24 protein-coding genes and 2 pseudogenes are annotated in these 24,253 nt (G+C 64.1%); 14 read left to right on the plus strand and 12 right to left on the minus strand.

Features of this window, described 5'->3' with window-relative positions; translation table 11 throughout:
- The first annotated feature begins 94 nt into the window (after positions 1-94).
- The 4 genes from NKH16_RS05735 to NKH16_RS05750 all read left to right on the plus strand — a co-directional run bounded on the left by NKH16_RS05735 (position 95) and on the right by NKH16_RS05750 (position 2,779).
- The gene (locus tag NKH16_RS05735) at positions 95-847 is read left to right on the plus strand and encodes an SDR family NAD(P)-dependent oxidoreductase (protein ID WP_352898645.1); all 753 of its coding nucleotides are present in this window, start codon (positions 95-97) and stop codon (positions 845-847) included.
- 93 nt (positions 848-940) lie between these two features.
- Positions 941-1,669: an SDR family oxidoreductase gene (locus NKH16_RS05740; RefSeq protein WP_352898647.1), complete on the plus strand. Its 729-nt coding sequence runs from the start codon at positions 941-943 to the stop codon at positions 1,667-1,669.
- Positions 1,669-2,013, plus strand: coding sequence for an Atu4866 domain-containing protein (locus NKH16_RS05745; RefSeq protein WP_352898649.1), 345 nt, complete (start codon positions 1,669-1,671; stop codon positions 2,011-2,013). The genes NKH16_RS05740 and NKH16_RS05745 overlap by 1 nt, the downstream gene beginning before the upstream one ends.
- A gap of 511 nt (positions 2,014-2,524) precedes the next feature.
- Positions 2,525-2,779 (plus strand): hypothetical protein, encoded by a 255-nt coding sequence (locus NKH16_RS05750; RefSeq protein ID WP_352898652.1) that lies wholly within the window; start codon positions 2,525-2,527, stop codon positions 2,777-2,779.
- 61 nt (positions 2,780-2,840) lie between these two features.
- On the opposite strand, the pseudogene NKH16_RS05755 reads toward NKH16_RS05750, so the two are convergent.
- The 4 genes and pseudogenes from NKH16_RS05755 to NKH16_RS05770 form a co-directional block, all read right to left on the minus strand.
- A pseudogene (locus tag NKH16_RS05755) lies at positions 2,841-3,544 on the minus strand (P1 family peptidase).
- Positions 3,453-3,968 (minus strand): P1 family peptidase, encoded by a 516-nt coding sequence (locus NKH16_RS05760; RefSeq protein ID WP_352898654.1) that lies wholly within the window; start codon positions 3,966-3,968, stop codon positions 3,453-3,455. Before NKH16_RS05760 ends, NKH16_RS05755 begins: the two are co-directional and overlap by 92 nt.
- A gap of 7 nt (positions 3,969-3,975) precedes the next feature.
- Positions 3,976-5,541 (minus strand): exodeoxyribonuclease VII large subunit, encoded by a 1,566-nt coding sequence (gene xseA, locus NKH16_RS05765; protein WP_352747845.1) that lies wholly within the window; start codon positions 5,539-5,541, stop codon positions 3,976-3,978.
- Positions 5,542-5,611: 70 nt separating this feature from the next.
- Positions 5,612-6,568 carry a LysR substrate-binding domain-containing protein gene (locus tag NKH16_RS05770; protein ID WP_023680469.1) on the minus strand — a complete coding sequence of 319 codons (957 nt, stop codon included), beginning with the start codon at positions 6,566-6,568 and terminating at the stop codon, positions 5,612-5,614.
- Between the two features lie 178 nt (positions 6,569-6,746).
- Between NKH16_RS05770 and NKH16_RS05775 the strand changes: the two genes are divergently transcribed.
- Entirely contained in the window at positions 6,747-7,037 is a 291-nt protein-coding gene (locus NKH16_RS05775) for a DUF1127 domain-containing protein (RefSeq protein WP_352450947.1), read from the plus strand.
- Positions 7,038-7,211: 174 nt separating this feature from the next.
- Here the strand turns inward: NKH16_RS05775 and NKH16_RS05780 are convergent, their stop codons facing one another.
- The 4 genes from NKH16_RS05780 to NKH16_RS05795 form a co-directional block, all read right to left on the minus strand.
- Positions 7,212-8,270 carry a DUF937 domain-containing protein gene (locus NKH16_RS05780; protein WP_352898658.1) on the minus strand — a complete coding sequence of 353 codons (1,059 nt, stop codon included), beginning with the start codon at positions 8,268-8,270 and terminating at the stop codon, positions 7,212-7,214.
- A 102-nt stretch (positions 8,271-8,372) separates the two neighbouring features.
- Positions 8,373-9,746 (minus strand): glutamate--cysteine ligase, encoded by a 1,374-nt coding sequence (locus NKH16_RS05785; protein ID WP_352541776.1) that lies wholly within the window; start codon positions 9,744-9,746, stop codon positions 8,373-8,375.
- Between the two features lie 185 nt (positions 9,747-9,931).
- The gene (locus tag NKH16_RS05790; protein WP_352451020.1) at positions 9,932-10,666 is read right to left on the minus strand and encodes a 16S rRNA (uracil(1498)-N(3))-methyltransferase; all 735 of its coding nucleotides are present in this window, start codon (positions 10,664-10,666) and stop codon (positions 9,932-9,934) included.
- A 32-nt stretch (positions 10,667-10,698) separates the two neighbouring features.
- On the minus strand, positions 10,699-11,346 hold the full coding sequence (locus tag NKH16_RS05795; protein ID WP_352747968.1) for a hypothetical protein: 648 nt from the start codon (positions 11,344-11,346) through the stop codon (positions 10,699-10,701).
- Between the two features lie 74 nt (positions 11,347-11,420).
- On the opposite strand from NKH16_RS05795, the gene NKH16_RS05800 reads away from it, so the two are divergent.
- Positions 11,421-12,119, plus strand: coding sequence for a type 1 glutamine amidotransferase (locus tag NKH16_RS05800; RefSeq protein ID WP_352450951.1), 699 nt, complete (start codon positions 11,421-11,423; stop codon positions 12,117-12,119).
- 287 nt (positions 12,120-12,406) lie between these two features.
- A complete protein-coding gene (locus NKH16_RS05805; RefSeq protein WP_292664785.1) occupies positions 12,407-12,547 on the plus strand; it encodes a hypothetical protein in 141 nt (46 codons plus the stop codon).
- Between the two features lie 28 nt (positions 12,548-12,575).
- Here NKH16_RS05805 and NKH16_RS05810 read toward each other — a convergent pair whose 3' ends face one another.
- From NKH16_RS05810 to NKH16_RS05820, 3 genes are read right to left on the minus strand one after another with little or no spacing between them, the layout of a single operon-like run.
- Entirely contained in the window at positions 12,576-13,346 is a 771-nt protein-coding gene (locus NKH16_RS05810) for a metallophosphoesterase (RefSeq protein ID WP_352451021.1), read from the minus strand.
- Between the two features lie 38 nt (positions 13,347-13,384).
- On the minus strand, positions 13,385-14,521 hold the full coding sequence (locus NKH16_RS05815; protein ID WP_352450952.1) for an alpha-hydroxy acid oxidase: 1,137 nt from the start codon (positions 14,519-14,521) through the stop codon (positions 13,385-13,387).
- A 56-nt stretch (positions 14,522-14,577) separates the two neighbouring features.
- Positions 14,578-15,381, minus strand: a complete 804-nt coding sequence (locus NKH16_RS05820) for a FadR/GntR family transcriptional regulator (RefSeq protein ID WP_352502088.1) — start codon at positions 15,379-15,381, stop codon at positions 14,578-14,580.
- 210 nt (positions 15,382-15,591) lie between these two features.
- On the opposite strand from NKH16_RS05820, the gene NKH16_RS05825 reads away from it, so the two are divergent.
- The 7 genes and pseudogenes from NKH16_RS05825 (at position 15,592) to NKH16_RS05855 (ending at position 23,272) form a co-directional block, all read left to right on the plus strand.
- Positions 15,592-16,926 carry a DUF3422 family protein gene (locus NKH16_RS05825; RefSeq protein ID WP_352898662.1) on the plus strand — a complete coding sequence of 445 codons (1,335 nt, stop codon included), beginning with the start codon at positions 15,592-15,594 and terminating at the stop codon, positions 16,924-16,926.
- 136 nt (positions 16,927-17,062) lie between these two features.
- Positions 17,063-18,559, plus strand: a complete 1,497-nt coding sequence (locus NKH16_RS05830; protein WP_352874863.1) for an FAD-linked oxidase C-terminal domain-containing protein — start codon at positions 17,063-17,065, stop codon at positions 18,557-18,559.
- Between the two features lie 3 nt (positions 18,560-18,562).
- A pseudogene (locus NKH16_RS05835) lies at positions 18,563-19,054 on the plus strand (endonuclease domain-containing protein); the annotation flags it as partial.
- Between the two features lie 94 nt (positions 19,055-19,148).
- Positions 19,149-20,405 (plus strand): FAD-binding protein, encoded by a 1,257-nt coding sequence (locus tag NKH16_RS05840; protein ID WP_352874861.1) that lies wholly within the window; start codon positions 19,149-19,151, stop codon positions 20,403-20,405.
- On the plus strand, positions 20,402-20,785 hold the full coding sequence (locus NKH16_RS05845; RefSeq protein ID WP_352450958.1) for a DUF4870 family protein: 384 nt from the start codon (positions 20,402-20,404) through the stop codon (positions 20,783-20,785). The genes NKH16_RS05840 and NKH16_RS05845 overlap by 4 nt, the downstream gene beginning before the upstream one ends.
- A gap of 68 nt (positions 20,786-20,853) precedes the next feature.
- Positions 20,854-22,155, plus strand: a complete 1,302-nt coding sequence (glcF, locus tag NKH16_RS05850) for a glycolate oxidase subunit GlcF (RefSeq protein ID WP_352898665.1) — start codon at positions 20,854-20,856, stop codon at positions 22,153-22,155.
- 31 nt (positions 22,156-22,186) lie between these two features.
- Positions 22,187-23,272, plus strand: coding sequence for a hypothetical protein (locus NKH16_RS05855; RefSeq protein WP_352874856.1), 1,086 nt, complete (start codon positions 22,187-22,189; stop codon positions 23,270-23,272).
- Here the strand turns inward: NKH16_RS05855 and NKH16_RS05860 are convergent.
- The gene (locus tag NKH16_RS05860) at positions 23,208-24,128 is read right to left on the minus strand and encodes a bifunctional 5,10-methylenetetrahydrofolate dehydrogenase/5,10-methenyltetrahydrofolate cyclohydrolase (RefSeq protein ID WP_352747990.1); all 921 of its coding nucleotides are present in this window, start codon (positions 24,126-24,128) and stop codon (positions 23,208-23,210) included. The genes NKH16_RS05855 and NKH16_RS05860 overlap by 65 nt on opposite strands.
- Positions 24,129-24,253: the final 125 nt, after the last annotated feature.

A 24,253-nucleotide genomic window follows, 5' to 3' on the forward strand; every position in this document is an offset into this window, starting at 1 on the left:
TCGCGACAATGCCACGGCTCTATCTCTGTCGCAATGGCAAGAAGGCTTGATCCTCCCGATCCAAGCCGAAGCCGGCTGACCAAGGAGATATCCCATGACATCACTCCCTTCCTCCTGGGACCTGGATGGAAAAGTCGCCCTCGTGACCGGCGCGGCACGCGGCATCGGCCGCTGCGCGGCGGAACTGCTGCGGGCGCGCGGCGCCCGGATCGTGGCAAGCGATCTCAGCGACGCCGTACGCGAATTGGAAGCCGAGGATGTGGCAACGCTGGTCGGCGATGTCGCCGACGAGCACCTGGCCAGACGCTCGGTCGAACTCGCCGCGAAGCGCTTCGGTCGACTCGACATCGTCGTGAACAATGCCGGTCGCACGCTCAACAAACGACTGACTGAGACCTCGGTCGACGACTATGACCGCATTCTGCAGATCAACGCGCGCGGCAGCTTCGTCACTGCCCGTGCCGCAGTGGAACTGATGGCCGCCGGCGGTGGCGGCGCGATCGTCAATGTCTCGTCGATCTCGGCCGTCGCGGCCTTCGAGACGCAGGCGGCCTATGCCTCCTCCAAGGCGGCTGTCGCACAGCTGACCAAGGTGATCGCGATCGAATACGGGCGCATGGGCATTCGCTGCAACGCCGTTGCCCCTGGCGTGATCGAAACCGACATCATGGAAGGCGTGGTGGAGAATGGCCGGGAGATGCTGCGCAGCTTCGGCGGCGCGCATCCAATCGGCCGGATCGGCCAGCCGCAAGAAGTTGCCGAGGCCATCGCCTTTCTTGCCTCGCCGGCATCCAGTTTCATCACCGGGGGCTTGCTTCTGGTCGATGGCGGCTACACCGCCCAGTGAGCCCCCCAAATAGGGCCGGCGCGCCGCGGGAGCTCACCCGCACCCAATCCCTTCACATCGTGAAAATAATCACAGACCAAAAGGATCATCTCGATGACCATGAACAGAGTTGTTCTGATCACCGGTGCCTCCAGCGGCATCGGCGCTGGCATTGCCCGCGAGCTTGGCGCGGCAGGTGCGAAGCTGATGCTCGGCGCACGCCGCACCGACCGCCTTGAAGCGCTTGCGGCCGAAATCGAGGCAGCTGGTGGAACGGTTCGCGTGCGAGCGCTCGACGTCACCAGGAGGGCGGATGTCGCAGCATTCGCCGAGGCAGCCCGGGCCGAATGGGGCCAGGTCGATGTCATCGTCAACAATGCGGGCGTCATGCCGCTGTCGGCAATGGCAGCCATGAAGGTCGACGAGTGGGAGCTGATGGTGGACGTCAACATCAAGGGTGTTCTGTACGGCGTCGCGGCGGTTCTGCCCGAGATGACGGCACGCGGCTCCGGTCACATCATCAATATCGGTTCCATCGGCGCACTGGCCGTCTCGCCCACGGCTGCCGTCTATTGCGCAACGAAATACGCTGTCCGCGCGATTTCCGATGGGCTCCGCCAGGAGAGTGACGATATCCGCGTAACTTGCATTCATCCTGGCGTGGTGGAAAGCGAGCTGGCGAACACGATCTCCGACGAAGCCGCTGCCGCCGCCATGAAAACCTGGCGTGCTATTGCCCTGCAACCCGATGCCATCGCCAGGGCAGTGCGCTATGCAATCGAACAGCCCGACGATGTCGACGTCAACGAGATAGTCGTGCGTCCGACGAAGGCGGCGCATTGATGCGATCCACTTTGGCCGCAGTGCTTACGCGTATTGCCGTTGCTCTAGCTCCAACCGGCCTGACCCTTCCTGCAACTCCAATCCTTGCGGAGGAACCAATGACGCACCAAGATCATCCCTATGTCGGAATGTGGGTCACCGAGGATCGCCATATCAGGCACGAACTCCTGCCGAACGGCCGTTATGACGAAGCGCGCGGTGACCGCGAAAGCGCCTACCGGGGACGCTATGAAGTGCACGGCAACCACATAGAATACTGGGACGATACGGGCTTCACCGCGGATGGTGAGTTCGTCGAAGGCGTCCTCTATCATGCCGGCATGATCCTTTGCCGCCAGCGGTAGAGAGCCACCCTGAGACAAGCACTTCAGGGTTTTCACAAGACGCTATTGCATGCCTTGCATGAGGCGCTCGGCAGTTTGCACCGCAAGCCTCGCCACACCACATATGTCCCAGCAAGCGCGGCGGAAAGAAGCAGGACCGCGAGCAGAGTCGACATTGCAAATGGTTGTCACTATATAGCGGCGGCTTTGACGGCTCGCCTTTTACGTCGTGCCAGCGAGAGCGCGGTAAATGTGCTAGCTATTGTGACATCTATTGTGATCTAAAACTGCTTGAAAACCGAAAAAAAGCAAATAGAAACAATAGCGCGGGTCGAACGAGTTTCCTCGAGAGAATCAGTCCTCAAGAACTAGAACGTGCTGCTTGAACCCTCCATTCCCTTTAGCTCTGTGGACCTCGGACAAGTTCGGCTTGCCGGGCGAAGCCGACTCGGCTCGAATGGCAGCACGCATCTTTTCGAAGATGCCGATGTTTATGATTACCAACCGGCATAGCCGCTAGGGAAACAGCAGTATGAGCGAACACGCGATCGAGTTCTTGCGCGGGTGGATCGGCGAAACAGTCCACTGCCAGCCCTCGCCAGCCAGAATCGAGAAGCAGGCCGAGACCCTCGCCAGGGAATGTGCGGCCAAGGCTGCCGAAGCCGGCATACCCCTGGAGGATATCCAGGAAGAGGTCGGCGACATTCAGGAGCTCATTGCTTCGAGGCTCGAAGAGGCGGCCGAGGCCGACCAGGATGAGCAGAATTCCAACAAGCCTGCCGGCTGACGGACCGCCCCGGCAAAACCTGCCGGGCGAACAATGCCTGTCTGATGCAGTTTGCGCGGTCTTATCGCCGCGCAGCCTTGCCAAATCTCTCCTCGAGCCATGCTTTCGGCAACGCCGGCACGAAATTGCCGTCGCGCCCGGTCATGTCTTCATTGGCGACCAGTGCGTTGAGGATTGCCTCTTCCACGCTCTGAATGACGGCGTCGAAGAACGGGTTGATGTCGGCATCCGGTATATAGCCGGCGCTGACCAGCTTGCCGGCCGCGCCGCGCGCCGCATCGGCATTGGCCGTGCTGAAGGCCAGAAAAATATCGCCGGATGAATTGTATCCATAGCCGCCGGTCAGCGCGACGCCGAGCGGCACGCGTTTCGCCAGCCGTTTCAACTGGTGCGGCATGAATGGCGCATCGGTGGCGACGATCGCGATGATGGAGCTCTTTCCGCTCGCGGCGTGTTGTCCCGGGTCGCCGGTTCGGCGAGTTCCGCTCCGGCTCTGATGCCACGGATCACGAGGTTCCGCCGTGCACCGAAATTCGACTGGACGAAGCAGCCGATCGTGAAACGCTCTCCATTCCAGTCGACGCTGCGCGAGGATGTGCCGGACCCTGCCTTGAAGCCGAAGGTGATCATGCCTGCGCCGCCGCCGACGCTGCCCTCTTCGATCGGCCCGCTTTCAGCCGTTTCGAGCGCGGAAAACACGTGCTCGAAGCTCACATGGTGGCCGTTGATATCGTTCAGGAAGCCGTCGTAAGTCTCGCCCGCCACCGGGCAGCGCCCAGGCGCTGTCGAGCGATTGCGGCAGCACCGTCTGCATCCAGCGCAACGTTGCGTCGCGGCTGACGCCGCAGGAATGGGTGTTGGTGATGGTGATGGGAAGATTGAACGCTCCGAGTTCCTCTATCAGATGCGAGCCGGTCAGTTCGCCATTGCCATTGGCGCTGAACATCCCGGCGAACGCCGGGACGGCCAACTCGCCTCTGGGCCGTGGCAGGATCGCGGTCACGCCGGTGCGTACCGGACCCTTGCCGACGACGAGCGGCCCATCCCCTGAGATCAGCGTCGTATAGCCGACCATCACGCCAGGCACATCGGTGATGGCATTGAAGCGGCCTGGCGTGCCCTCGAATGGGATCGCGAAGGCACGGGCGCGCAGTTTGCCCGAGGACGTCGCAAGATGCGGGTCGGTCATTTCTTCCTCAGAAAAGCGAACCTTGGCCGCCTGGCGCCTTGAGCTTGGCCGCGGGCTTGGCAACCGTCTTCGGCCGCGCCGTGCCACTGATGGCGACTGCATCGGCGGTGCCGTCGGCGAACTCCAGCGAAAGCGCCATCCCCGACACAACTTCTGCCGCATGCTTGACCACGGCGCCGTCCACATCCTTGACCAGCGCGAAGCCTCGCGCCAGCACGGCCTTGTGCGAGAGCGTCGCCAGCAGCCGGTCTGCCTGCGTCAGTTTTCCACGCAGACGGTCCAGCCGCCGCGAAATTGCCTGGTCCTGACGCCGCGTCAGCGCCAGCAGGGCATCGCCTTGCAGTTTCTGCCGTCTTGCGATCGGCGCCGGTGACAGTCTAGTCGCCGTGCGCGAAAACCGCGCTCGACGCTCGCGCACGATGGCGAAGAAAGCCGCTTGCGCACGGGCGAGGTCGCGGCGCGTCAGAGTGCGGGCTTCGTTCATGCGCCGCGACAAAGTCGCCGGCGTCAGCCGCTGCCCCAGAAGCCTGGCTCGCTTGCGCTCGACGCTGACCGACAGCGCCCGGCCGAGCCGGCTCGTCGCCTCGTCGAAGCGCCGCCGTGGCAGCGCCAGCAACTGGTCGGGCGAGGGCAGCGCACGGGCGGCCGCGCGTGCCGCCTGCCGCTTGCGTTCGAAATTGCGCGACAGTGCGGTCTTCAACCGCGCGCCAAGGCCGGCAAGCGTCGCTTCGAGGTCGACCTTGACCGGCACGGCGATCTCGGCGGCGCCTGTCGGCGTCGGCGCCCGTACATCCGCCGCCAGATCGATCAATGTCCAGTCGGTCTCGTGGCCGACCGCGGAAATCACCGGAATGCCCGAAGCGGCGACGGCCCGGGCGAGCGCTTCGTCGTTGAAGCCCCACAGATCCTCCAGGCTGCCGCCGCCGCGCGCCACGATCAACAGATCGGGCCGCGCGATGGCGCCGTCCCATGGCAGTGCGTTGAAGCCGTTGACGGCAGCGGTCACTTCCGCACCAGCCGTCTCGCCCTGCACCCGCACCGGCCAGACCAGCACGTGCAGTGGAAACCGATCCTTGATGCGGTGGATGATGTCGCGGATGACGGCGCCTGTCGGCGAGGTGATGACGCCGATGACGCAGGGCATGAACGGCAGACGCCGCTTGCGTGCCGCGTCGAACAGGCCTTCGGCCTGCAGCCGGCGCTTGCGCTCGTCCAGCAGCGCCATCAGCGCACCGGCACCGGCCGGCTCGAGATTGTCGATAACGATCTGGTAGTTCGACTTTCCGGGATAGGTGGTGAGCCGGCCGGTGGCGATCACCTCCATGCCTTCCTCTGGACGGAATTTCAGCCGGCTCATCGTGGTCTTCCACACCACGGCGTCGAGCCGCGCGCGATCGTCCTTCAGGCAGAAATAGGCATGGCCGGAGGAATGCGGTCCGCGATAGCCGGAAATCTCGCCGCGCACCCGTACATTGCCGAAGACGTCCTCGACCGTACGCTTCAGCGCGCCGGAAATTTCGCTCACCGTATATTCGGTGGCGTTGGTGCGTGATTCGGATGCTGCGTCGCTCATCGGCCGATTGGGGGACGATTGCTGGCCGGCGTCAAGGCGGCCGTGTTCGATGTCCGCCCCAATCGCGCGATCACCAGCCCGGCAGGATCTGGTTCGGCTTGGTCCGCTTCATCTTGGCGAAGGCGAGGGCGGCGAAATCGAACGTGCCGGTCTCCTCGCCGAGTGGCACGGAAATATTGTCGAGGCTCTCCGAAATGTGGCGCGCAAGCGCGTCGACGATCTCCGGCCGCGAGGTCTGACCGCGCATGATGCCGATGCGGCAATCGGGCAGGGCGCCGAAACCGTCGGCCTCGCCCAGCACCCGCATGCCGGGCCGCAGGGCGCATTCCGGCAGCACCGAGATCGCCAGACCGGAAAGCACCGCGGCTGCGATGACGGTGGCAGAGAAGCTGGTGAACAGGATGCGATAGTCGCGGCTCTGCTGATCGAGCACGTCGGCGGCGGCCCGCCGCCAGATGCAGTTCGGCCGGCCGAAGGCCATCGGCAGGATCGGCTGCTCATGCGTCGCATGGTTGGCCGAGGTAACCCACAGCAGCGGTTCGCGCCGCACCACTTCCGACTGGCCACGCGCGTCGTTGTGCGTCACCAGCGCCAGGTCGAGATTGCCGCGCTTGATGTGTTCGACCAGTCCCGGCGTCGGTTCGCAGATAACGGTCAGTTCGACATGCGGGTTGGAACGGGCAAACCGCGCCATGATCTCTGGCAGGAAGCGATCGGCATAATCGTCCGGCGTGCCGATGCGGATGGTGCCTTCGAGCCGGCGGTCGTCGAAGGCGGCCAGTGTTTCCTTGTTGAGATAGAGCAGCCGCCTTGCGTAGGAGAGCAGTCTGTCGCCTTCCTCGGTCAGCCTGTTGGTGCGGCCGTCTTTTTCGAACAGCGGCTTGCCGATCCGTTCCTCCAGCCGCCGCATCTGCATCGACACCGCAGACTGGGTCCGATGCACCGCTTCCGCCGCGCGGGTAAAGCTGCCGGTGTCGACAATCGAGATGAAGGTCTGCAACTGATCGAGATCGAGCGGCGCTTTCATTGGCCTAATCCATCATTGATGCTGATGCTAAAGATTAGAAACATTCGTTGGATTAATCAATCGGGCCATGGCAAATTCGCATTGTCCACATGAAGGCATGTGAATCGAAGCCGGAACGGCCGCTGTCGCCAGCGCCCGATCGACCGGTTTCGCCCGTCCGAATGTGAAGGAGACCGACATGGCTACGTTTGATTTCGCTACCGAGACCTCGCGCATCACTTCGCGTCCGGCCGTTGCGACGCGCGTGGCCAACGCCGCTGCCAATGTTTACCGCGCCTGGAAAAACCGCCGCGCCTTTTATCGCCTCGGCGAGATGTCGGATGCCGAGCTCGCCGACATCGGCCTGACCCGCGCCGACCTGCACGTCGCTGTCGGTGTACCCTTTGGCCGCGATCCGACCGAAAGGCTTCGCGTCATCGCGATCGAGCGCGCCGAAACGATCGAGGATATTGCCCGCAAGGTGGCGTGATCGCGTGGTTTCGCCGTTCGGGCGCGTTGAACCTTTTTGAGGCACGACGCCACCAAGTTACGCAGGCTCCCCACTCCCTGCCGGATCCCCCGGCCAGCCTGCGCGCTGCCCGGTCCTCCCAGGACCGGGCTTTCTTTTTTGGGCGGCACTGATGATTGGTTGCCGGTGTCTGGTCTAGCGCCGGCCCATGCCCTGCTTGAACTGGTCGAAGATCGACTCCATGCCTTTCTGGTAGTCGTCGCGCTGCTGGGCGCCTGTCTCGAACATCTTGCCGAACAGGTCGTCAAACGGATTTCTCGGCCTGCCGCTCGGATTGGCCTGCGGCTGCGGCGCCTGGGGTTGCTGCGGCGCCTGACGCGGCTGAGCCTGTTGTGCGCCACCGCCGAACATGTCCTGCAGCACCTTGCCGAGCGGATTGTCACCATAAGGGTTCTGTGTCTGCTGGGGTTGGTTCTGCGGCTGCTGTGGCTGTGGTGCACCGCCGCCGAACATATCCTGCAGCACCTTGCCGAGCGGATTGTCACCATAAGGGTTCTGTGTCTGTTGCGGCTGGCTTTGTGGCTGCTGCCCGCCGCCGAACATGTCCTGCAACACCTTGCCCAGCGGATTGTCGCCGTAAGGGCTCTGCGTCTGTTGCGGCTGCTGCCCGCCGAACATATCCTGCAGCACCTTGCCGAGCGGGTTATCCGTGGGGCCTGCAGGCTGAGGGGTCGGTGCCTGGCTGCCGCCGCCAGCCTGCCGCATCATCTGCTCGATGAGCTCGCCAAGCGGATTGCCGCCACCGCCTGCCGCATGCATCTGCCCGCCTAGCTGGTTGGTGGTCTGCTTGAATAGCCCGCCCATCATCATCGAGGCGATTGCCGGCAGCATCTGCTGCAACACCTGCTGGCTGACGCCGCTCGCCTGCGCGGCCTGGCTGGCGACGGCCCGCGACAAATCCTTCGAGCCGAACAAATGGCCCAGAATGCCGTTGCCTTCATCGAGGCCCTGCGGCGAGAAGGCCCGGCTTGCATCCTCGAAATATTTGGCGTGCTGGCCGCTGGCCATCGCCGTCATGAAGGAGCCGAGCCCATAAGGGTCCGCCGTGTTGCGCTTCAGCCCCTGCGAAAAGGCCGGCAGCAGCGCCGCGACCGCCGCCTGCGTCTGCTGCTGCGAAAGCCCGAACTGCTGGGCCAGCGCCTGCATGCCGTTGCCGTTCTGGGCCTGTGCCAGAATATCGAACAAGGAAGGCATTGTTTTCTCCTCCGGGAAAATCCTCGTTGGAGAAGCCTAGTTCGTTTCCATCACTGATTGAAGCGAATTTGCCGGACCATCGGCCAAGCGGATAGCGAAGCGTTAATACGCGTATTCCATGAACACCGGCTCGATCGAGCCGCCCCAGCGTGTGTGGTAGGCCGAGAGCATCTCTTCGGCGCTGGTGGTGCCACGCGCGACGACCTCGTCCAGCGTGTTGAGGAACGACGTCTCGTCATAGCCGTCGCGGTTCTTGCGGCCGCGGTTCTTCAGTCCCATGCGCGAGATGACGAGCACGTCGCGGGCGATCTCGCGCAATGTCGTGTTGCGGAAGGGCGCCGAAATGCCCTGTTCCGGCACCGCGTTGCGCATTGCCAGCACTTCGTCATAGCTCCAGCTCGAGGTCAGCGCCTCGGCCGCGTCGAGCGCCGCCGCATCGTAGAGCAGCCCGACCCAGAAGGCCGGCAGCGCGCAGATGCGCCGCCACGGCCCGCCATCGGCGCCGCGCATTTCGAGAAAGCGCTTCAGCCGCACGTCGGGGAACAGCGTCGACAGATGGTTTGCCCAGTCGCCCATCGTCGGCAGCCCGTCCGGCAGGTCGTTACGGGCAGCACCCGCCATGAACTGGCGGAAGGTGATGTGCGTCATGTCGTGGTATTGGCCGTCGCGGATGACGAAATACATCGGCACGTCGAGCGCCCATTCGACATAGTCGGCAAAGCCGAAATCGGGCGAGAAGCAGAACTCGAGCAGGCCGGAGCGCTGATTGTCGGTGTCGCGCCAGATCTCGCCGCGCCAGCTCTGCAAGCCGTTCGGCCGGCTTTCGGTGAAGGGCGAGTTGGCAAACAGCGCCGTCGACAGCGGCTGCAGCTTCAGCGACACCTGCATCTTGCGGCGCATGTCGGCTTCGCTTTCGAAGTCGAGGTTCACCTGGATCGTGCAGGTCCGGTACATCATGTCGAGGCCCTTGGTGCCGACCTTGGGCATGTAGCGGGTCATGATCTCGTAGCGCGATTTCGGCATTTTCGGCGTCTCGGCCAGCGACCATTTCGGGCTGCCGCCAAGGCCGAGAAAACGAATGCCCATCGGTTCGGCGATCTCGCGCACCTGCGCCAGATGCGCATTGCCTTCGCGGCAGGTCTGGTGGATCGTCTCCAGCGGCGCGCCGGACAGTTCGAACTGGCCGCCGGGCTCCAGCGAGATCGCGCCCTGGCCGGTCGGCTCGACCAGTCCGATGATGCGGCCGGCATCCATGATCGGGTCCCAGCCGAGTTTGTCCTGCATGCCTTCGAGGATGGCGCGGATGCCGCGCTCGCCGCCATAGGGCACCGGCGCATTGCCGTCGACATAGAACGGGAATTTCTCGTGCTCGGTGCCGATGCGCCATTTGTCGCGCGGCTTGTTGCCTTCGGCCAGGTGCTCGACGAGTTCGTCGACGCTTTCTATCGGCCGGAAATCGGTTGTATCGCGCGCCATAGGAGCCCTCCGCACATGACCCTGAAAATCGGCTTCGATTTTCGGAACGGATCAGGTGCCCAATCAAATGCTACAGCGTCCTTTGCGCGCCCGAAAGGACACGCGGCCGCTGCCGGCGCTAGATGGACGAAATGTCAGTAGCCGATCAAGCGAAAAATCCTGAGCCAGCGGGTAATTGGAATTGATCACCAATCGCCGATTGTCGCCTGGATCAGCGCCAGTGCCGCCACCGCCGCCGTATCCGCTCGCAGGATGCGCGGCCCGAGCGGAATCGCGGTAACGAAAGGCAGCGCTCTCAGCATCTTGCGTTCCTCGTCGGAAAAGCCGCCCTCCGGTCCGACCAGCAGGCCGAGCTTTCTCTCCCGCACCGCCTGCAATGCCGGCAGGGGATTGTTGGTCGATGCATCCTCGTCGCAGAAGATCAGCCGCCGCTCGCGGTCCCAGTTGCTGAGCAGGCGCTCGAATTTTTCCGCTTCGCGCAGCTCTGGCACCGCCAATATGCCGCATTGCTCGGCCGCCTCGACGACATTGGCGCGCAGGCGCTCGATGCCGGGTTTTGCCACCTGCGTATGCTGGGTGATGACCGGCTGCAGGATGCCAGCGCCCATCTCGACCGCCTTTTGCACGAGGTAGTCGAGCCGCCCCTGCTTCAGCGGCGCGAAGCAATAGACGAGATCGGGCAACGGCGGCTGCGGCCGCTGCAATGCCAGCAACCTCAGGCGCAACGCCTTCTTCGACTTCGTGGCGATCGCCGCCGACCATTCGCCGTCGCGGCCGTTGAAGACCAGAATTTCGGCGCCTTCGCCGAGCCGCAGCACGTGCGAGAGATAATGGCTCTGCTGCGGGCCGACGTCGAACTCGATGTCCGGTCCAAGCCCGTCCGGCACGAACAGCCGCTGCATCTTGTAATTGGCGCGCATCGCCGAGGAATGCGGCAACGTCACCCTCGGCGTCAAGCCTCGGCGGAAGGATGCCAGACAGGCTCGTAGCCTTTCTGCAGCACCGAAACAGTTGTCGCTGGCGTGAGCAGGCGGATTGGACCGTCGGTAAAACCGCCGAACCCCACCGGTTCGCCATAACCGCCGAAACTCCAGGGCAGCGCGGCGCCATCAAACAGGACGAACGCCCTGTTTCCTGACGAGATCATTGCGCCGTCCGGCAAGTCCGCAAGCGCTTCCGGTTCCAGTCTCGTCGCCCGCCCGCCCGATGCCAGGCGCTCCTTGTGCAGGCGCTTGTCGAGTTGCGGCGCGCGTGGCTCGGCAATGCCGCAGGCGTCGCCGAAACGCCGGACAAAATCCCTGGCCCGCTCGCGCCGGCAGAAGAAGCAGGGACGGTGGCCGGCGGCAAGCGCCGTCACCTCGTCGAGGAAAAACAGCTCGGTCCAGCCGGCCTTGCCGCCAGCCCGGTTGCGTCCCATCGGCTCGCGCCGCACGTTGCCGAATTCGCAGACGCAGATGATCCAGGCTTGCAGCGCCCAGCGCTTCTTCAACAGCGTTCTCGTCTCGGGGTCGTGAATGATGCCGCGATTGCCCATGAACAGGCCGCGCTCCGGCACGGCATGGATGGTGCCGAACGGGTCGATCCGGTTTTGCAGTGGCATAGGCGTTCCCTGTTGGCTGCAATGCTGGCGCCATGATATCGCTCGTTGCATCAATTTCATGTCAGCAGGTTTCGATGCGGGTCTTGGTTGTCCAGAACTTCGACAATGAGGGCCTTGGCCAGATCGGCGCGGCGCTTGTCGAGGCGGGCGTCGATATCGACCTGCGCCGTCCCTACCGCGGCGACGCGCTGCCGCAAGATAGCGGCGGGCATGACGCCATGGTGGTGCTCGGCGGCGCCCAGAATGCGCTGGACGACGAGCTCTGTCCTTATTTTCCGGGCCTGCTCGACCTGACGCGCGACTTTGCCGAGAGGGATCGCGCGGTGCTTGGTATCTGCCTCGGCAGCCAGTTGGTCGCGCGCGCCTTTGGCGGCGAGAACCAGATCGGCGGCGCGTCGGAGTTCGGCTGGCACGAAGTCGCGCTCACCGCGGCGGCGCAGGCCGATCCGGTGCTCGCCGCCTTGCCTGAAAAGTTCCCGATCTTCGAATGGCACGACGACACCTTTGTCTTGCCCGAGACTGCCGTGCGGCTGGCCGGCAATGCCGTCGCCGAGAACCAGGCGTTCCGCATCGGCCGCGCCGTCTATGGCTTCCAGTTTCATTTCGAGGCCGACCGGCCGATGGTTCGCGACTGGAGCACGTCCTTCGCACCGCTGATCGCCGAACGCCATCCGGATTGGGCCGTCCGGCTCGACGACGAAATGGCCCGCAACGGACCGCAAGCCGATGCCGCCGGCCTGGCCATCGCCCGCGCCTGGGTGGCGACGATCTGACGGCCCATATAGTCAACGTATTTGGCGACGTTGCATATTTGGCACGCGGCGGCAAATCCGCCGGGGATAACGCGTTTCATCCTTGGCCTGTGTCTGTCCGCCAGCCTAAAAGGCGCGCGCTCTGCATCTTGGGTGCAACCGCGATGAACCTTTCCTGTGACCCGCGCGACACACCGCCGATACAGAACATGCCTAGAAGCGCGAAACCGTCCGACATTTGCGACGTATTTTGCGTTTCAACGCATTGGTAACCCGCTCGTGCATAGATGCAGGAAGCTCAACAAGAGATGACGTCCGTGAAAGCAGCCTTTTTGTCCTTTGTCATGTTGTCGGCTATCGTCTTGTGCGGCCTCGGCATTTATTCCGCCGACGCGGCCAACGACCACAATGCCGTCGACGGCTACGGCGTCACCGCCGCGCTTCGCTAGCCTCTCTGCTCATAATCCCACGCCTTCCCTACGCCCGCTTACCCGTCACTGTCAGGATATGCTTATCAGCGCCGTCCACCACGAGCGCGGTGAGGTTTCCCGACTGCCAGGCGAGGGTGTCGACATTGACGCGGTTGCCGGTGATCTCGGCCTTGGCCACCGGCGTATGGCCGTGCACCACGATCTTGGGATGAAGACCGGTGTGATCGTGGAAGACCTCGCGGATCCAGATCAGGTCCTGCCGGGTCTGGCTTTCCAGCGCAACGCCGGGCCGGATGCCGGCATGGCAGAAGAAGAAGTCGCCGAACGTCACTGAGAAGGGCAGCGAGCGCAGGAACTCGACATGGTTCTGCGGCACCGCCTCGACCAGTGCGGCGTGCCCTTGCCGCAGTGCCGCATCGGCGCGGCCAAACCAGGCGCTGCTCCCACCGAGCGACACGCCATAGGATAGCGCCGTCTGGATGCCGCCATAGCGCATGAACAGGCCGTCCGGGTCGGGGACATCGAGAAAATCGAGGAAGCCGAGATCATGATTTCCGGCCAGCATCAGGTGACGCGGATCGCGTCTTTGCGCGTCGATCAGGAAATCGATGACGCCCCTGGAGTCCGGGCCGCGATCGACATAGTCGCCGAGATGGATCACGCGCCAATCGGCCGACGGCCTTTGACCGAGCTCCGCCTCGATCCGCCGGTGCATGGCGGTCAGCAAATCGAGCCGGCCGTGCACATCGCCGATCGCATAGAGGCGCATGCCTTGCGGTCCGCGCGCCTCGTAGAAACTGATGCCGGGCTCCGTCAATGCCTGCGTCGCCTCCGTGGTCATGCCGCCACGGGACTTTAGCGCCGAAGCTGATCCTTGCCCATGTCGGTGACCAGACGCTTTCCGCACAGAGCCAGCGTTATGTCCATCTCCTTGCGGATGATTTCCAGCGCCTTGGTAACCCCTTCCTTGCCGAGTGCGCCGAGGCCGTACAGGAAAGGCCGGCCGATATAGGTGCCCTTGGCGCCGAGGCACAGTGCTTTGAGCACGTCCTGGCCGGAACGGATGCCGCCGTCCATATGCACCTCGATCGTGTCGCCGACGGCATCGGCGATCTCTTCGAGCGCCATGATCGATGACGAGGCGCCGTCGAGCTGGCGGCCGCCATGGTTGGATACGATGATCGCGTCGGCGCCCGTCCTGGCCGCCATCAGCGCGTCGTCCTTGTCGAGTATGCCTTTCAGGATCAGCTTGCCGCCCCAGCGCTCCTTGATCCAGGCGACGTCCTTCCACGACAGGTGCGGATCGAACTGCTCCTTCGTCCACGACGACAGCGAGGCGAGGTCGCCGACGCCCTTGGCATGGCCGACGATGTTGCGGAAGCTCCGGCGCTTTGTCCCGGCCATGCCGACGCACCAGCGCGGCCTGGTCGCCATCTGCCAGATGTGCTTCGGCGTCATCCGCGGCGGCGCCGAAAGCCCGTTGCGGATATCCTTGTGGCGCTGACCGAGGATCTGCAGGTCGAGCGTCAGCACCAGCGCCGAACATTTCGCCGCCTTTGCGCGGTCGATCAAATCGAAGACGAAATCCTTGTCGCGCAGCACATAGAGCTGGAACCAGAACGGCTTCCTGGTCACCGACGCGACATCCTCGATCGAGCAGATGCTCATCGTCGACAGCGTGAACGGCACGCCGAATTCCTCCGCCGCCTGCGCCGCCAGCATCTCGCCGTCCGGATGCTGCATGCCGGTCATGCCGGTCGGCGCCAGCGCCACCGGCATCGCCACCTTCTCGCCGATCATGGTCGATTCCAGCGAGCGGTTGTCCATGTCGACCAGCACGCGCTGGCGGAACTTGATCTTCTGGAAATCTTCCTCGTTGGCCCGGTAGGTGCTTTCGGTCCAGGCGCCGGAATCGGCATAGTCGAAGAACATCTTCGGCACGCGGCGGCGCGCCAGGTCCTTGAGGTCGGCGATGGTGAGAATGCTGCTCATGGATCTTTTTTCCGCTGGTTCTTCGCTGGTTCGTCGTTGAATTTTCTGGGCGGTGCCTACGGCTGTTTTCTTGCCGGCTCACCGCCACCGGGCTCGGAGCGCTGCCTGAGCCTCAGCCGCGACACGCGCTGCCAGTCGCCGCTGCGCTCGGCCTCGGCCATCGATCGTTCGACGTAGGAGATGTGGTCCATCGCCGCCTGCCGCGCCGCAGCCGGATCGCCGGCCTTGACCGCGGTGTAGATCGCCCGGTGCTGCGAAAGCAGCGCCTCGCGCGCGCCCGGCACGTTGAACACCAGCCGCCGGTTCTGGAACACGCCTTCCGACAGCAGCCGATAGCAGGAGCGCAGCGTGTGCAGCAGGATGATGTTGTGCGCGCATTCGCAGATCGCGTGATGGAACTCGACGTCGATTTCCGCCTCGTCGTCGAAATTGCCGGTCCGGTGCGCCTCGTCCATGCGCGCCATGATGCGGTCGAGCAGCGCCAGATCGTCCGATGTGGCACGCCGCGCCGCATATTCTGCCGCCACGGCCTCGATCTCGCGGCGGTACTCCAGATAGTCGGTCACCGCCTTGCGGTGCATCGAGATCAGGTCGGTCACCGGCTTGGTGAACAGCTGGCCGATGACATCGGCGACATGGGTGCCGCCGCCTGGCCGTGTCGTCAACAGCCCGCGCCCTTCCAAGGCTTTCAAGGCATCGCGCAGGATCGGCCGCGACACCTCGAACTGGCGCGCCAGTTCGCGCTCCCCCGGCAGCCGGTCGCCGGTGCGCAGGACGCCTTCGAGGATCAGGCTCTCGATCTGCTGCACCACCTCGTCGGCGGTGCGCGAATGCTCGATCCGGGAGAAAATGTCGCTCAAACGGGATGCCTGGGGTTGAACCGATGTCGCGCAAGATAAAGCCGGCGTCGCCAACTGGTCAAATTATTTATCCAATTCGCCGGGGCCGGGTCCGTTTCACAGCCGCGGCGCCATATCATCTTCAGCTAAATTGGGCGTTTGCGTCCCCTGGCGATTGCCTCTAGAGGGACATCATTGCCAAAGGGCTCACAGAAGCCCGGGGGACCAGCCGTGCCAGACGCCGACCCTTCCAACCTCGAATTCCAGCTGCGCGCCAAAGCCGTGGGCGGCACTGTCATGGGCTTTCCGGCGCATGACGGTCGGCCGGGCGCGCTCGGCGAGGTCCACGCCCGGCCGCAGCCGCTGGTCGAAAAGCCGCGCGTGCTGGTGCAGCTTTCCTTCATGACCGAAGCTGGATCCGGGATCGATCAGGCCGTGCTTTCCGAATTGTCGCGACGCCTCGGCATCGCCGCGCCCGACCCTCACGCCCGCCACCACGCGATGAAATGGGGCAAGGGCTCGCTGCGCTGGGAACGCCACACGGAATTCTCGACCTATCTCTGGGAAGGCCCGCTCGCCGAAAACGGCAGGGGGCAAGAAGACACACCCTTCGGCAACGGGTTTTCGCCGCCGGGCACGGTGATTTCCGGCATCAGGCTGGAGATCCGCAAATGGACGCCGGCGAACGAAAAACTGATCGCCGGCTTCGACCCGACCAGCCTGTGCTATTCGCTGGTCGAGCGCGGCAACGCGGCGATCGTCACCGATTTCCGTCAGGATGGCGACGGCTTGACCCGCATGCTGGTGCTCGACCGCGGCCTGACCCCGGCGCGCACCGGGGCACTGTCGCAGCGGCTGATCGACATCGAGACCTACCGCACGCTGGCCATGCTTGGGCTGCCGCTGGCCCTGACGCTGTCCGGTCGCGCCCGCCGCATCGAAGACAGGCTGGCCCAGACCACGTTGGAAATGAAGGTCGCCGAGACCCGCGACAGCCAGACGCTACTTGCCGACTTGACCGAACTGGCCGCCGAACTGGAGGCCGATGCCGCCTCCAGCCTCTACCGCTTCGGCGCCAGCCGCGCCTATGACGGCATCGTGCGCGAACGGCTGGAGGCGCTCGACGAAGAGGCGGTGCCCGGCTACGACACCTGGGGCGGTTTTCTGCAGCGCCGCGTGGCGCCGGCGATGCGTACCTGCCGTTCGGTCGAGGAGCGTCAGGCCAACCTGTCGACGAAGCTCACCCGTGCCACCACACTGCTGCGCACCTGGGTCGACGTCGAGGTCGAGAAGCAGAACCGCGATCTTTTGGCATCGATGAACAATCGCGCCCGCCTGCAATTGCGGCTGCAGCAGACGGTGGAGGGGCTCTCGGTCGCCGCGGTTTCCTACTATGTCGTCGGCCTCATCGGCTACGTCGCCAAGGGCGCCTCGATCTTCGGCCATGCCTTCGCGCCGGAAATGGTCACCGCCGCCTCGGTGCCGCTCGCGGTCGTGCTCGTCTGGTGGGGCGTGCGCCGCGTCCGCCGCATGCACTCCGAACCAGGCAAGCAGCCGGGCGAGTAATGTGGGGCGCAGCGGCAGATTGCCGCTGCGGAAGGCTGTCTCGGCCATAGGCCTCTCATCCCGGCCAACGCGGCATTTGCAAGCGACCACTGTCGCTGGTAAAAGATTTTTACCAGTCGATCGAAGGAGGCTGTCGATGTCCGGCCTTGCCATGCCGAAACCAGACGACGCCACGATGCGCCGGCGCGACGAGATCGTCGCCGATATGCGCATCATCGTGCCGGGCGAGGGCGTCGTCGACGCCGCCAATGCCATGCGCGCCTTCGAGAGCGACGGGCTCACCGCCTACCGGCAATTGCCGCTCGTCGTTGTACTGCCGCAAACCGTGGCCCAGGTCTCGCGGGTACTGAAATATTGCAGCGACCGCAACATCCGCGTCGTGCCGCGCGGCTCCGGCACCTCGCTCTCCGGCGGTGCGCTGCCGCTCGAAGACGCGGTGCTGCTGGTGATGAGCCGCTTCAACCGCATCCTCGAGATCGATTTTCAGAACCGCGTCGTCGTCGCCCAGCCCGGCGTCACCAATCTCGGCATCACCACCGCCGTCGAGCAGGAGGGCTTCTATTACGCCCCCGATCCATCCTCCCAGATCGCCTGCTCGATCGGCGGCAATGTCGCGGAAAATTCCGGCGGCGTGCACTGCCTGAAATACGGTCTCACCGCCAACAATGTGCTCGGCATCGAGATGGTGCTGATGAATGGCGAGGTGGTGCGCCTCGGCGGCAGCCATCTCGACGCGGAAGGCTACGACCTGCTCGGCGTCATGACCGGCTCCGAAGGACTGCTCGGCGTCGTAACCGAGGTCACCGTACGCATCCTGAAGAAGCCGGAGACGGCGCGTGCCCTGCTGATCGGTTTCGCGACCAGCGAGCAGGCCGGCCAATGCGTTGCCGACATCATCGGCGCCGGCATCATTCCGGGCGGCATGGAGATGATGGACCGCCCGGCCATCCACGCCGCCGAGGATTTCGTCCAGGCCGGCTATCCGCTCGATGTCGAGGCGCTGCTGATCGTCGAGCTGGACGGGCCGGGTGTCGAGGTCGATCACCTGATCGGCCTGGTCGAAGCCATCGCCTATAGGAACGGCTCGACCATATGCCGCATTTCGCAGTCGGAGCAGGAGCGGCTGAGCTTCTGGGCCGGCCGCAAGGCGGCTTTCCCGGCGGTCGGCCGCATCTCGCCCGACTATTACTGCATGGACGGCACCATCCCGCGCAAGGAACTGCCGCGCGTGCTTGCCGGCATGCGCGAGCTGTCGGAGAAATACGGGCTCGGCGTCGCCAATGTCTTCCACGCCGGCGACGGCAATCTGCACCCGCTCATCCTCTATGACGCCAACGTGCCGGGCGAACTCGACAAGGCGGAGAGTTTCGGCGCCGACATATTGCGGCTCTGCGTCAAGGTCGGTGGCGTGCTGACCGGAGAGCACGGGGTCGGCATCGAGAAGCGCGACCTGATGCTGGAAATGTTCAACCAGATCGACCTCGACCAGCAGATGCGCGTCAAATGCGCCTTCGACCCCAACCATCTTTTGAATCCCGGCAAGGTCTTCCCGCAATTGAGGCGATGCGCCGAGCTCGGGCGGATGCACGTGCATCGCGGCCAAGTGGCGTTTCCGGACATTCCGAGGTTTTGAGTGATGACAGCTCAGAATGGGGGTTCCTCGCCCCCGCAAAGCGGGGGAGAGGTGGCTCGGGCGAAGCCCGAGACGGAGAGGGGGACGACCGGTGCACCAAGCCGGCGTTCACCCGAAAAGGTCGCGCGCGCCCGCGAGCTTCGTCGAGGCGACAATCAGGCGGAAGCGACCCTCTGGAACGAGTTGAAGGCCAAGAGGCTGGGCGGATATAAATTCGTGCGTCAGATGCCGATTGGGCCGTATTTTGCAGACTTCGCCTGCCGAAGCGAAAGGCTGATCGTCGAGCTGGACGGAGGTCAACACGCCGAGAGTACTTACGACAGGCGACGCGACGAATTCATGCGCGGCAAAGGGTTCTCGGTGATCCGATTCTGGAGCGCCGACATGCTAACCAACCCGACGAGTGTCTGCGAAACCATTCTTGCAGCACTTGAGGGACGGCTCGCGGAGGACGTAATCTCTGCCGACCTCAGGTTCGTTTTTGCAAGCAAGAACTCTAGAGGTGGCGCTATGATGGCCCCCTCTCCGCCTCGCTGCGCGAGGCACCTCTCCCCCGCTTCGCGAGGGCGAGGAACCAGGGCTCTGCCGCATGACCACCTTCACCCCGTCCACAGCCGCGGAAACCCTATCCACAATCGCTTGGGCAGCCGCGGAAGACTCGCCGCTCGAAATCATCGGCCATGGTTCCAAGCGCGGTATCGGCCGGCGGCAGCAGAGTGAGCATACGCTCGACCTTTCCAGACTCTCCGGCGTCATGCTTTACGAGCCGGCCGAACTGGTGCTGTCGGCAAAAGCCGGCACGCCGCTGGCCGAAATCGAAAGCCTGCTTGCCGAAAACGGCCAGCAACTTGCCTTCGAACCGATGGATTACGGCCCGCTGCTCGGCGGTGGGCCAGCGCGAGGCACGATCGGCGGCGCACTCGCCGCGAACCTTTCCGGCCCGCGCCGGCTGAAGGTGGGTGCTGCGCGCGACCATATCCTCGGCATAGCGGCCGTTTCCGGGCGCGGCGAGGCCTTCAAGTCGGGCGGCCGCGTCGTCAAGAACGTCACCGGCTACGATCTGTCCAAGCTGATGGCCAACAGCTGGGGCACGCTGGCGGTGCTCACCGACGTCACCTTCAAGGTGCTGCCTGCTGCCGAGACCGAAGTCACGCTCGCCATCCGCGGCCTGCTCGACGATCACGCCGCCGCCGCCATGGCGCTGGCGCTGGGTTCCAGCGCCGAAGTGTCGAGTGCTGCCCATCTTCCCGAACGGGTCGCAGCTAGGGTCGCCGGCGGCAGTCTCGGCAGCGATGCCGCGACGCTGCTGCGCATCGAGGGCTTCGGCCCGTCGGTCGCTTACCGCATTGCCGCTCTGAAAGACCTGCTGAAAAACGCCGGGCCGCTGCAGGAGATTTCCGGTTCGGTCTCGTACTCGGTCTGGCGCGGTGTCCGCGACTGCGCGCCGTTCGCCGATGGCAGCGAAAGGCCGGTGTGGCGCGTCTCGATGGCGCCGTCGCGGGGCCACCAGATGGTGCTGGCGCTGCGCATGCAGGCCCCGGTCGATGCCTTCTACGATTGGCAGGGCGGGCTGATCTGGCTGCGCATGCAGCAGGACGATCCCGAGGCTGGCCCGTTGCGCGGCCTGATCAGAAGACATGGCGGCGGCCATGCGACGCTGGTGCGCGCAACCCCTTCGCACCGCGCCGCCGTGCCGGTGTTCGAACCGCAAGCGCCGCAACTGGCAGCACTGTCGGCGCGGCTGAAGACCGAATTCGACCCGAAGAATATCCTCAATCCCGGCCGTATGGCGCCGGGCGCAAGCTCTGCTACTCTCGCGCCGGCAACCGAGGGAGGAGCACAATGAGCGATCCAGGCCAAAACGGTACGTCACGCCAGACCGACCGCTGGCTGGAGCCCGGCCCGACCAACGCGCTGGTCATCTACATCCTCTATCTCGCCGGCCTAGCCATCGGCGTCAGCGGTATTGTCGGCATCGTCCTGGCCTATATCAATCGCGGCAAGGCCGGCGGCTTCGTCGAAAGCCACTACACATTCCTGATCCGCACCTTCTGGATCGGCCTGCTCTATGCACTGATCTCGGCGCTGTTGATGATCGTGGTCATCGGTGTCGTGCTGATGGTCGCGGTCGCCGTCTGGTTCATCGCCCGCTGCGTTCTTGGCCTGCAGGCGCTGCAGCGCGGCGAGGCGGTCAAGAACCCGGAAAGCTGGTTTCTGGGATTATGAGCATGATCCCCAAAAGTGGGTACCGGTTTTGGGAAAAGATCATGCTCAAACGGTAAGGATTCGTTTACGTGCAGACCAATTTCTCAGCTGCCCAGCTCGCCGATCCGCATGTCGCGGAATCGGAGAAGATCCTGCGCAAATGTGTGCATTGCGGCTTCTGCACCGCCACCTGCCCAACCTATGTGACGCTCGGCAACGAACTGGATTCGCCGCGCGGCCGGATTTATCTGATCAAGGACATGCTGGAAAACGGACGGCCGGCCGACAAGCAAATCGTCACCCATATCGACCGCTGCCTGTCCTGCCTCGCCTGCATGACCACCTGCCCGTCGGGCGTCAACTACATGCATCTGGTCGACCACGCCCGCGTCCATATCGAGGAGACCTACAAGCGTCCGCTGGCCGATCGCCTGACACGCGCCATGCTGGCCCTCGTGCTGCCCTATCCCTCGCGTTTCCGCGCGGCGCTCAAGCTGGCGAAGCTCGGCCAGCCGTTCGCCGGCCTGTTTGAGAAAATCCAGGCATTGAAGCCTTTGGGCGCGATGTTGAAGCTGGCCCCGGCGTCGGTCCCGGCAGTCTCGCCGATGGCCTCGCCGGGCGTCCATGCCGGGCAGGGCGCGAAGAAAAATGGCCGCGTCGCCATCCTCACCGGCTGCGCGCAATCCGTGCTCGATCCCGGCATCAACGACACGACGATTTCGCTGCTGACCCGGCTTGGCGTTGAGGTCGTGGTGCCCGAGGGCGAGGGCTGCTGCGGCGCGCTGGTGCATCATATGGGGCGCGAGGACGCTGCCTTGGCGTCGGCCCGACGGAACGTCGACGCCTGGACGCGCGCCATCGAGCAGGGTGGACTCGACGCCATCGTCATCACCGCATCCGGGTGCGGCACCACCATCAAGGGTTACGGCTTCATGCTGCGCCTCGATCCGGCCTATGCCGACAAGGCCGCGCGCGTGTCGGCGCTGGCCAGGGACATCACCGAATATCTGGCAAGCCTCGACCTGCCCGAGCCGGTCCGCAAGCCGGGCACCATCGTCGCCTATCACTCAGCCTGCTCGATGCAGCACGGCCAGAAGATCACCCGCCAGCCGAAGGAGCTTCTGGCCAGAGCCGGCTTCGTCGTGCGCGAGCCGCGCGAAGGGCATCTGTGCTGCGGTTCGGCCGGCACCTACAACATCCTGCAGCCCGGGATTTCGGCAACGCTACGCGACCGCAAGGTCAGGAATATCGAGGCGACCGGTGCCGAAATCGTCGCCACCGGCAATATCGGCTGCATCACCCAGATCGCCTCCGCCGCGAAGCTGCCGGTGGTGCACACGATAAAGCTGCTCGACTGGGCCTATGGCGGCGAGCCGCCAAAATTGGTTTGATTGCTGCGCACCCGCCGATGAGACTGCCGAGATGCCCAACCCAAAGTCCGAAGAGATTGGAACCGTCGTTCGGCTGCTGTCGGACAGATCGCCGGCGACGTTCCAGGCCAGCTATGGCGAATGCCAGACAATCATCGCTCGTCATCTCAAGGATGGGTCCGAATTCCTGTTTGCGCTCATAAAGGCAGCGGTAGAAGCCGACGTCCAGCAAGACAATCTGATTATCGACGCCGTTTCGTTTCTCGACGACGCGCATTTGGCTCGTCTGGCATTTTTCCTGCAAGAGGAAGTGAAACGCGGAATAGACATGGAGGATCTGCTGGCTCACGTCGCCTTGCAGGCGCCGGAATTGTTTCCAGACGGTACCTTGGGCGACATTCCCGATTTCGCAGACTGGCTGACGCATGATGATCCTCGTTCGCCGCCGGCATGTCATCATTTCAGCTTTGAGGAAGGCGCTCCGAGCGACATGTCTTTTCCGACGCATCGCTATCATCCTACCTGGCATCTGCCGGCGACTGGCAGGCAACTTACGGTCGGCGGCGAAGGATCGGCAGTGTGCCCGATCTGTCGAGAGCGACTGATACATCTGATTACGCTGGACGATCTTGGGAGTGAGCTGACGATGCCTCTTCCCAGACTCCGTATCGAGACCTGTGCGAATTCTCTCGAATCGACCTATTATTCCCACGACGCTGCCGGTGTGCCGACGCCGATCGCGCCTCTGCATTCGCCCTACATTGAGAGGCCTGCAAAAGCCGCCGAGAAAAGAACTGTTCGGTTGGCACCGACCCCTAAACGGTGGCTCAGGCAGTCGTACGGGATAAGCAATTCAAGGCAAAACCTGTTTCGGCTTGGTGGGCTGCCGTCATGGATTCAGGGACCGCAGTTTCCAGTCGTTCCCGGAACGGACCGGGAAATGAAATTTCTTCTTCAGTTCGATTCACTCGCCGGTTTCTTCTGGGGCAGCGGCGGCGTGCTCTACGTCTTCTGGGATGACGAGTCCCGGATCACCTGCCATCCATGTGCCGCAATACACGTGACGAAAGCGCCTACTCCGCCGCCAGCCGGTCTGCCGTGCCGTAGGTGGCCTGGTAGCGGGCGCGCTGGCGGCTGAGCGCTACCATCGTGTTGCGCAGCAGGATCGCCACCGTGATCGGGCCGACCCCGCCCGGCACCGGCGTGATCCAGGAGGCGACTTCCTTGACGCTTTCGGTGTCGACGTCGCCAACGATGCGGCTTTCGCCGTCCGGCCCGATCTCCGAATTGATGCCGATGTCGATCACGGCAGCGCCGGGCTTCACCATGTCGGCCTTGATCAGCCGCGGCCGGCCCACGGCGACGAACAGCGCGTCGGCGCGGCGCGCATGCGCCGCCACCGAACGCGTCATGTGGTGACAGACGGTCACCGTCGCGCCTTCGCTCATCAAAAGGAACGCGATCGGCTTGCCGACGATCTCGGAATGGCCGACGACCACCACCTCGAGCCCCTTGAGGTCGAGGCCGGTTTCCCTGAGCAGTTCGACCGAAGCGGCGGCGGTGCAGGGCGCCAGGTCGAGCTGGTTGTAGACGATGTTGCCGATCGAGGCCGGATGCATGCCCTCGACATCCTTGAGCGGATGCACCGCCGCCTGCAGCGTCTTGATCGGAATGTGCACCGGCACCGGCCGCTGGATGATGATGCCGGTGACGCGCGGGTCGGCGTTGAGCCCGTGGATTGCCGCTTCCAGCTCGCCGGCGGTGATGTCGGCGCGAAAGCGCCTTTCCTCGAAGCCGATGCCGGCCAACCCGGCCTTGGCGCGCTGGTTGCGGACATAGACGTCGACCGCGGCGGTATCGCCGACGGTGACCGACACCAGCTTGGGCGGAAAGCCTTCGGCGGTGGCGATCGCCGCGTCCTCGCGCACGCCGGCGATGATGCGTTGGGCAACCGGGCCGCCTCTGAGATAGCGGCTGTCATCGGAAAGGGACATCGGGATGGGGCCTTTATCTGGATTTTAGCCGCCACATAGCAAAGCAACCGCGAAAAGGCAGCGCGAAAAGCGAACCGTCATGCCGGTCGCGCGACGTGCCGGCAAAATCTTCCCGTCAATTCCTG

This window comes from Mesorhizobium sp. M1307, assembly GCF_040318155.1.
Taxonomy (GTDB): Bacteria; Pseudomonadota; Alphaproteobacteria; order Rhizobiales; family Rhizobiaceae; genus Mesorhizobium.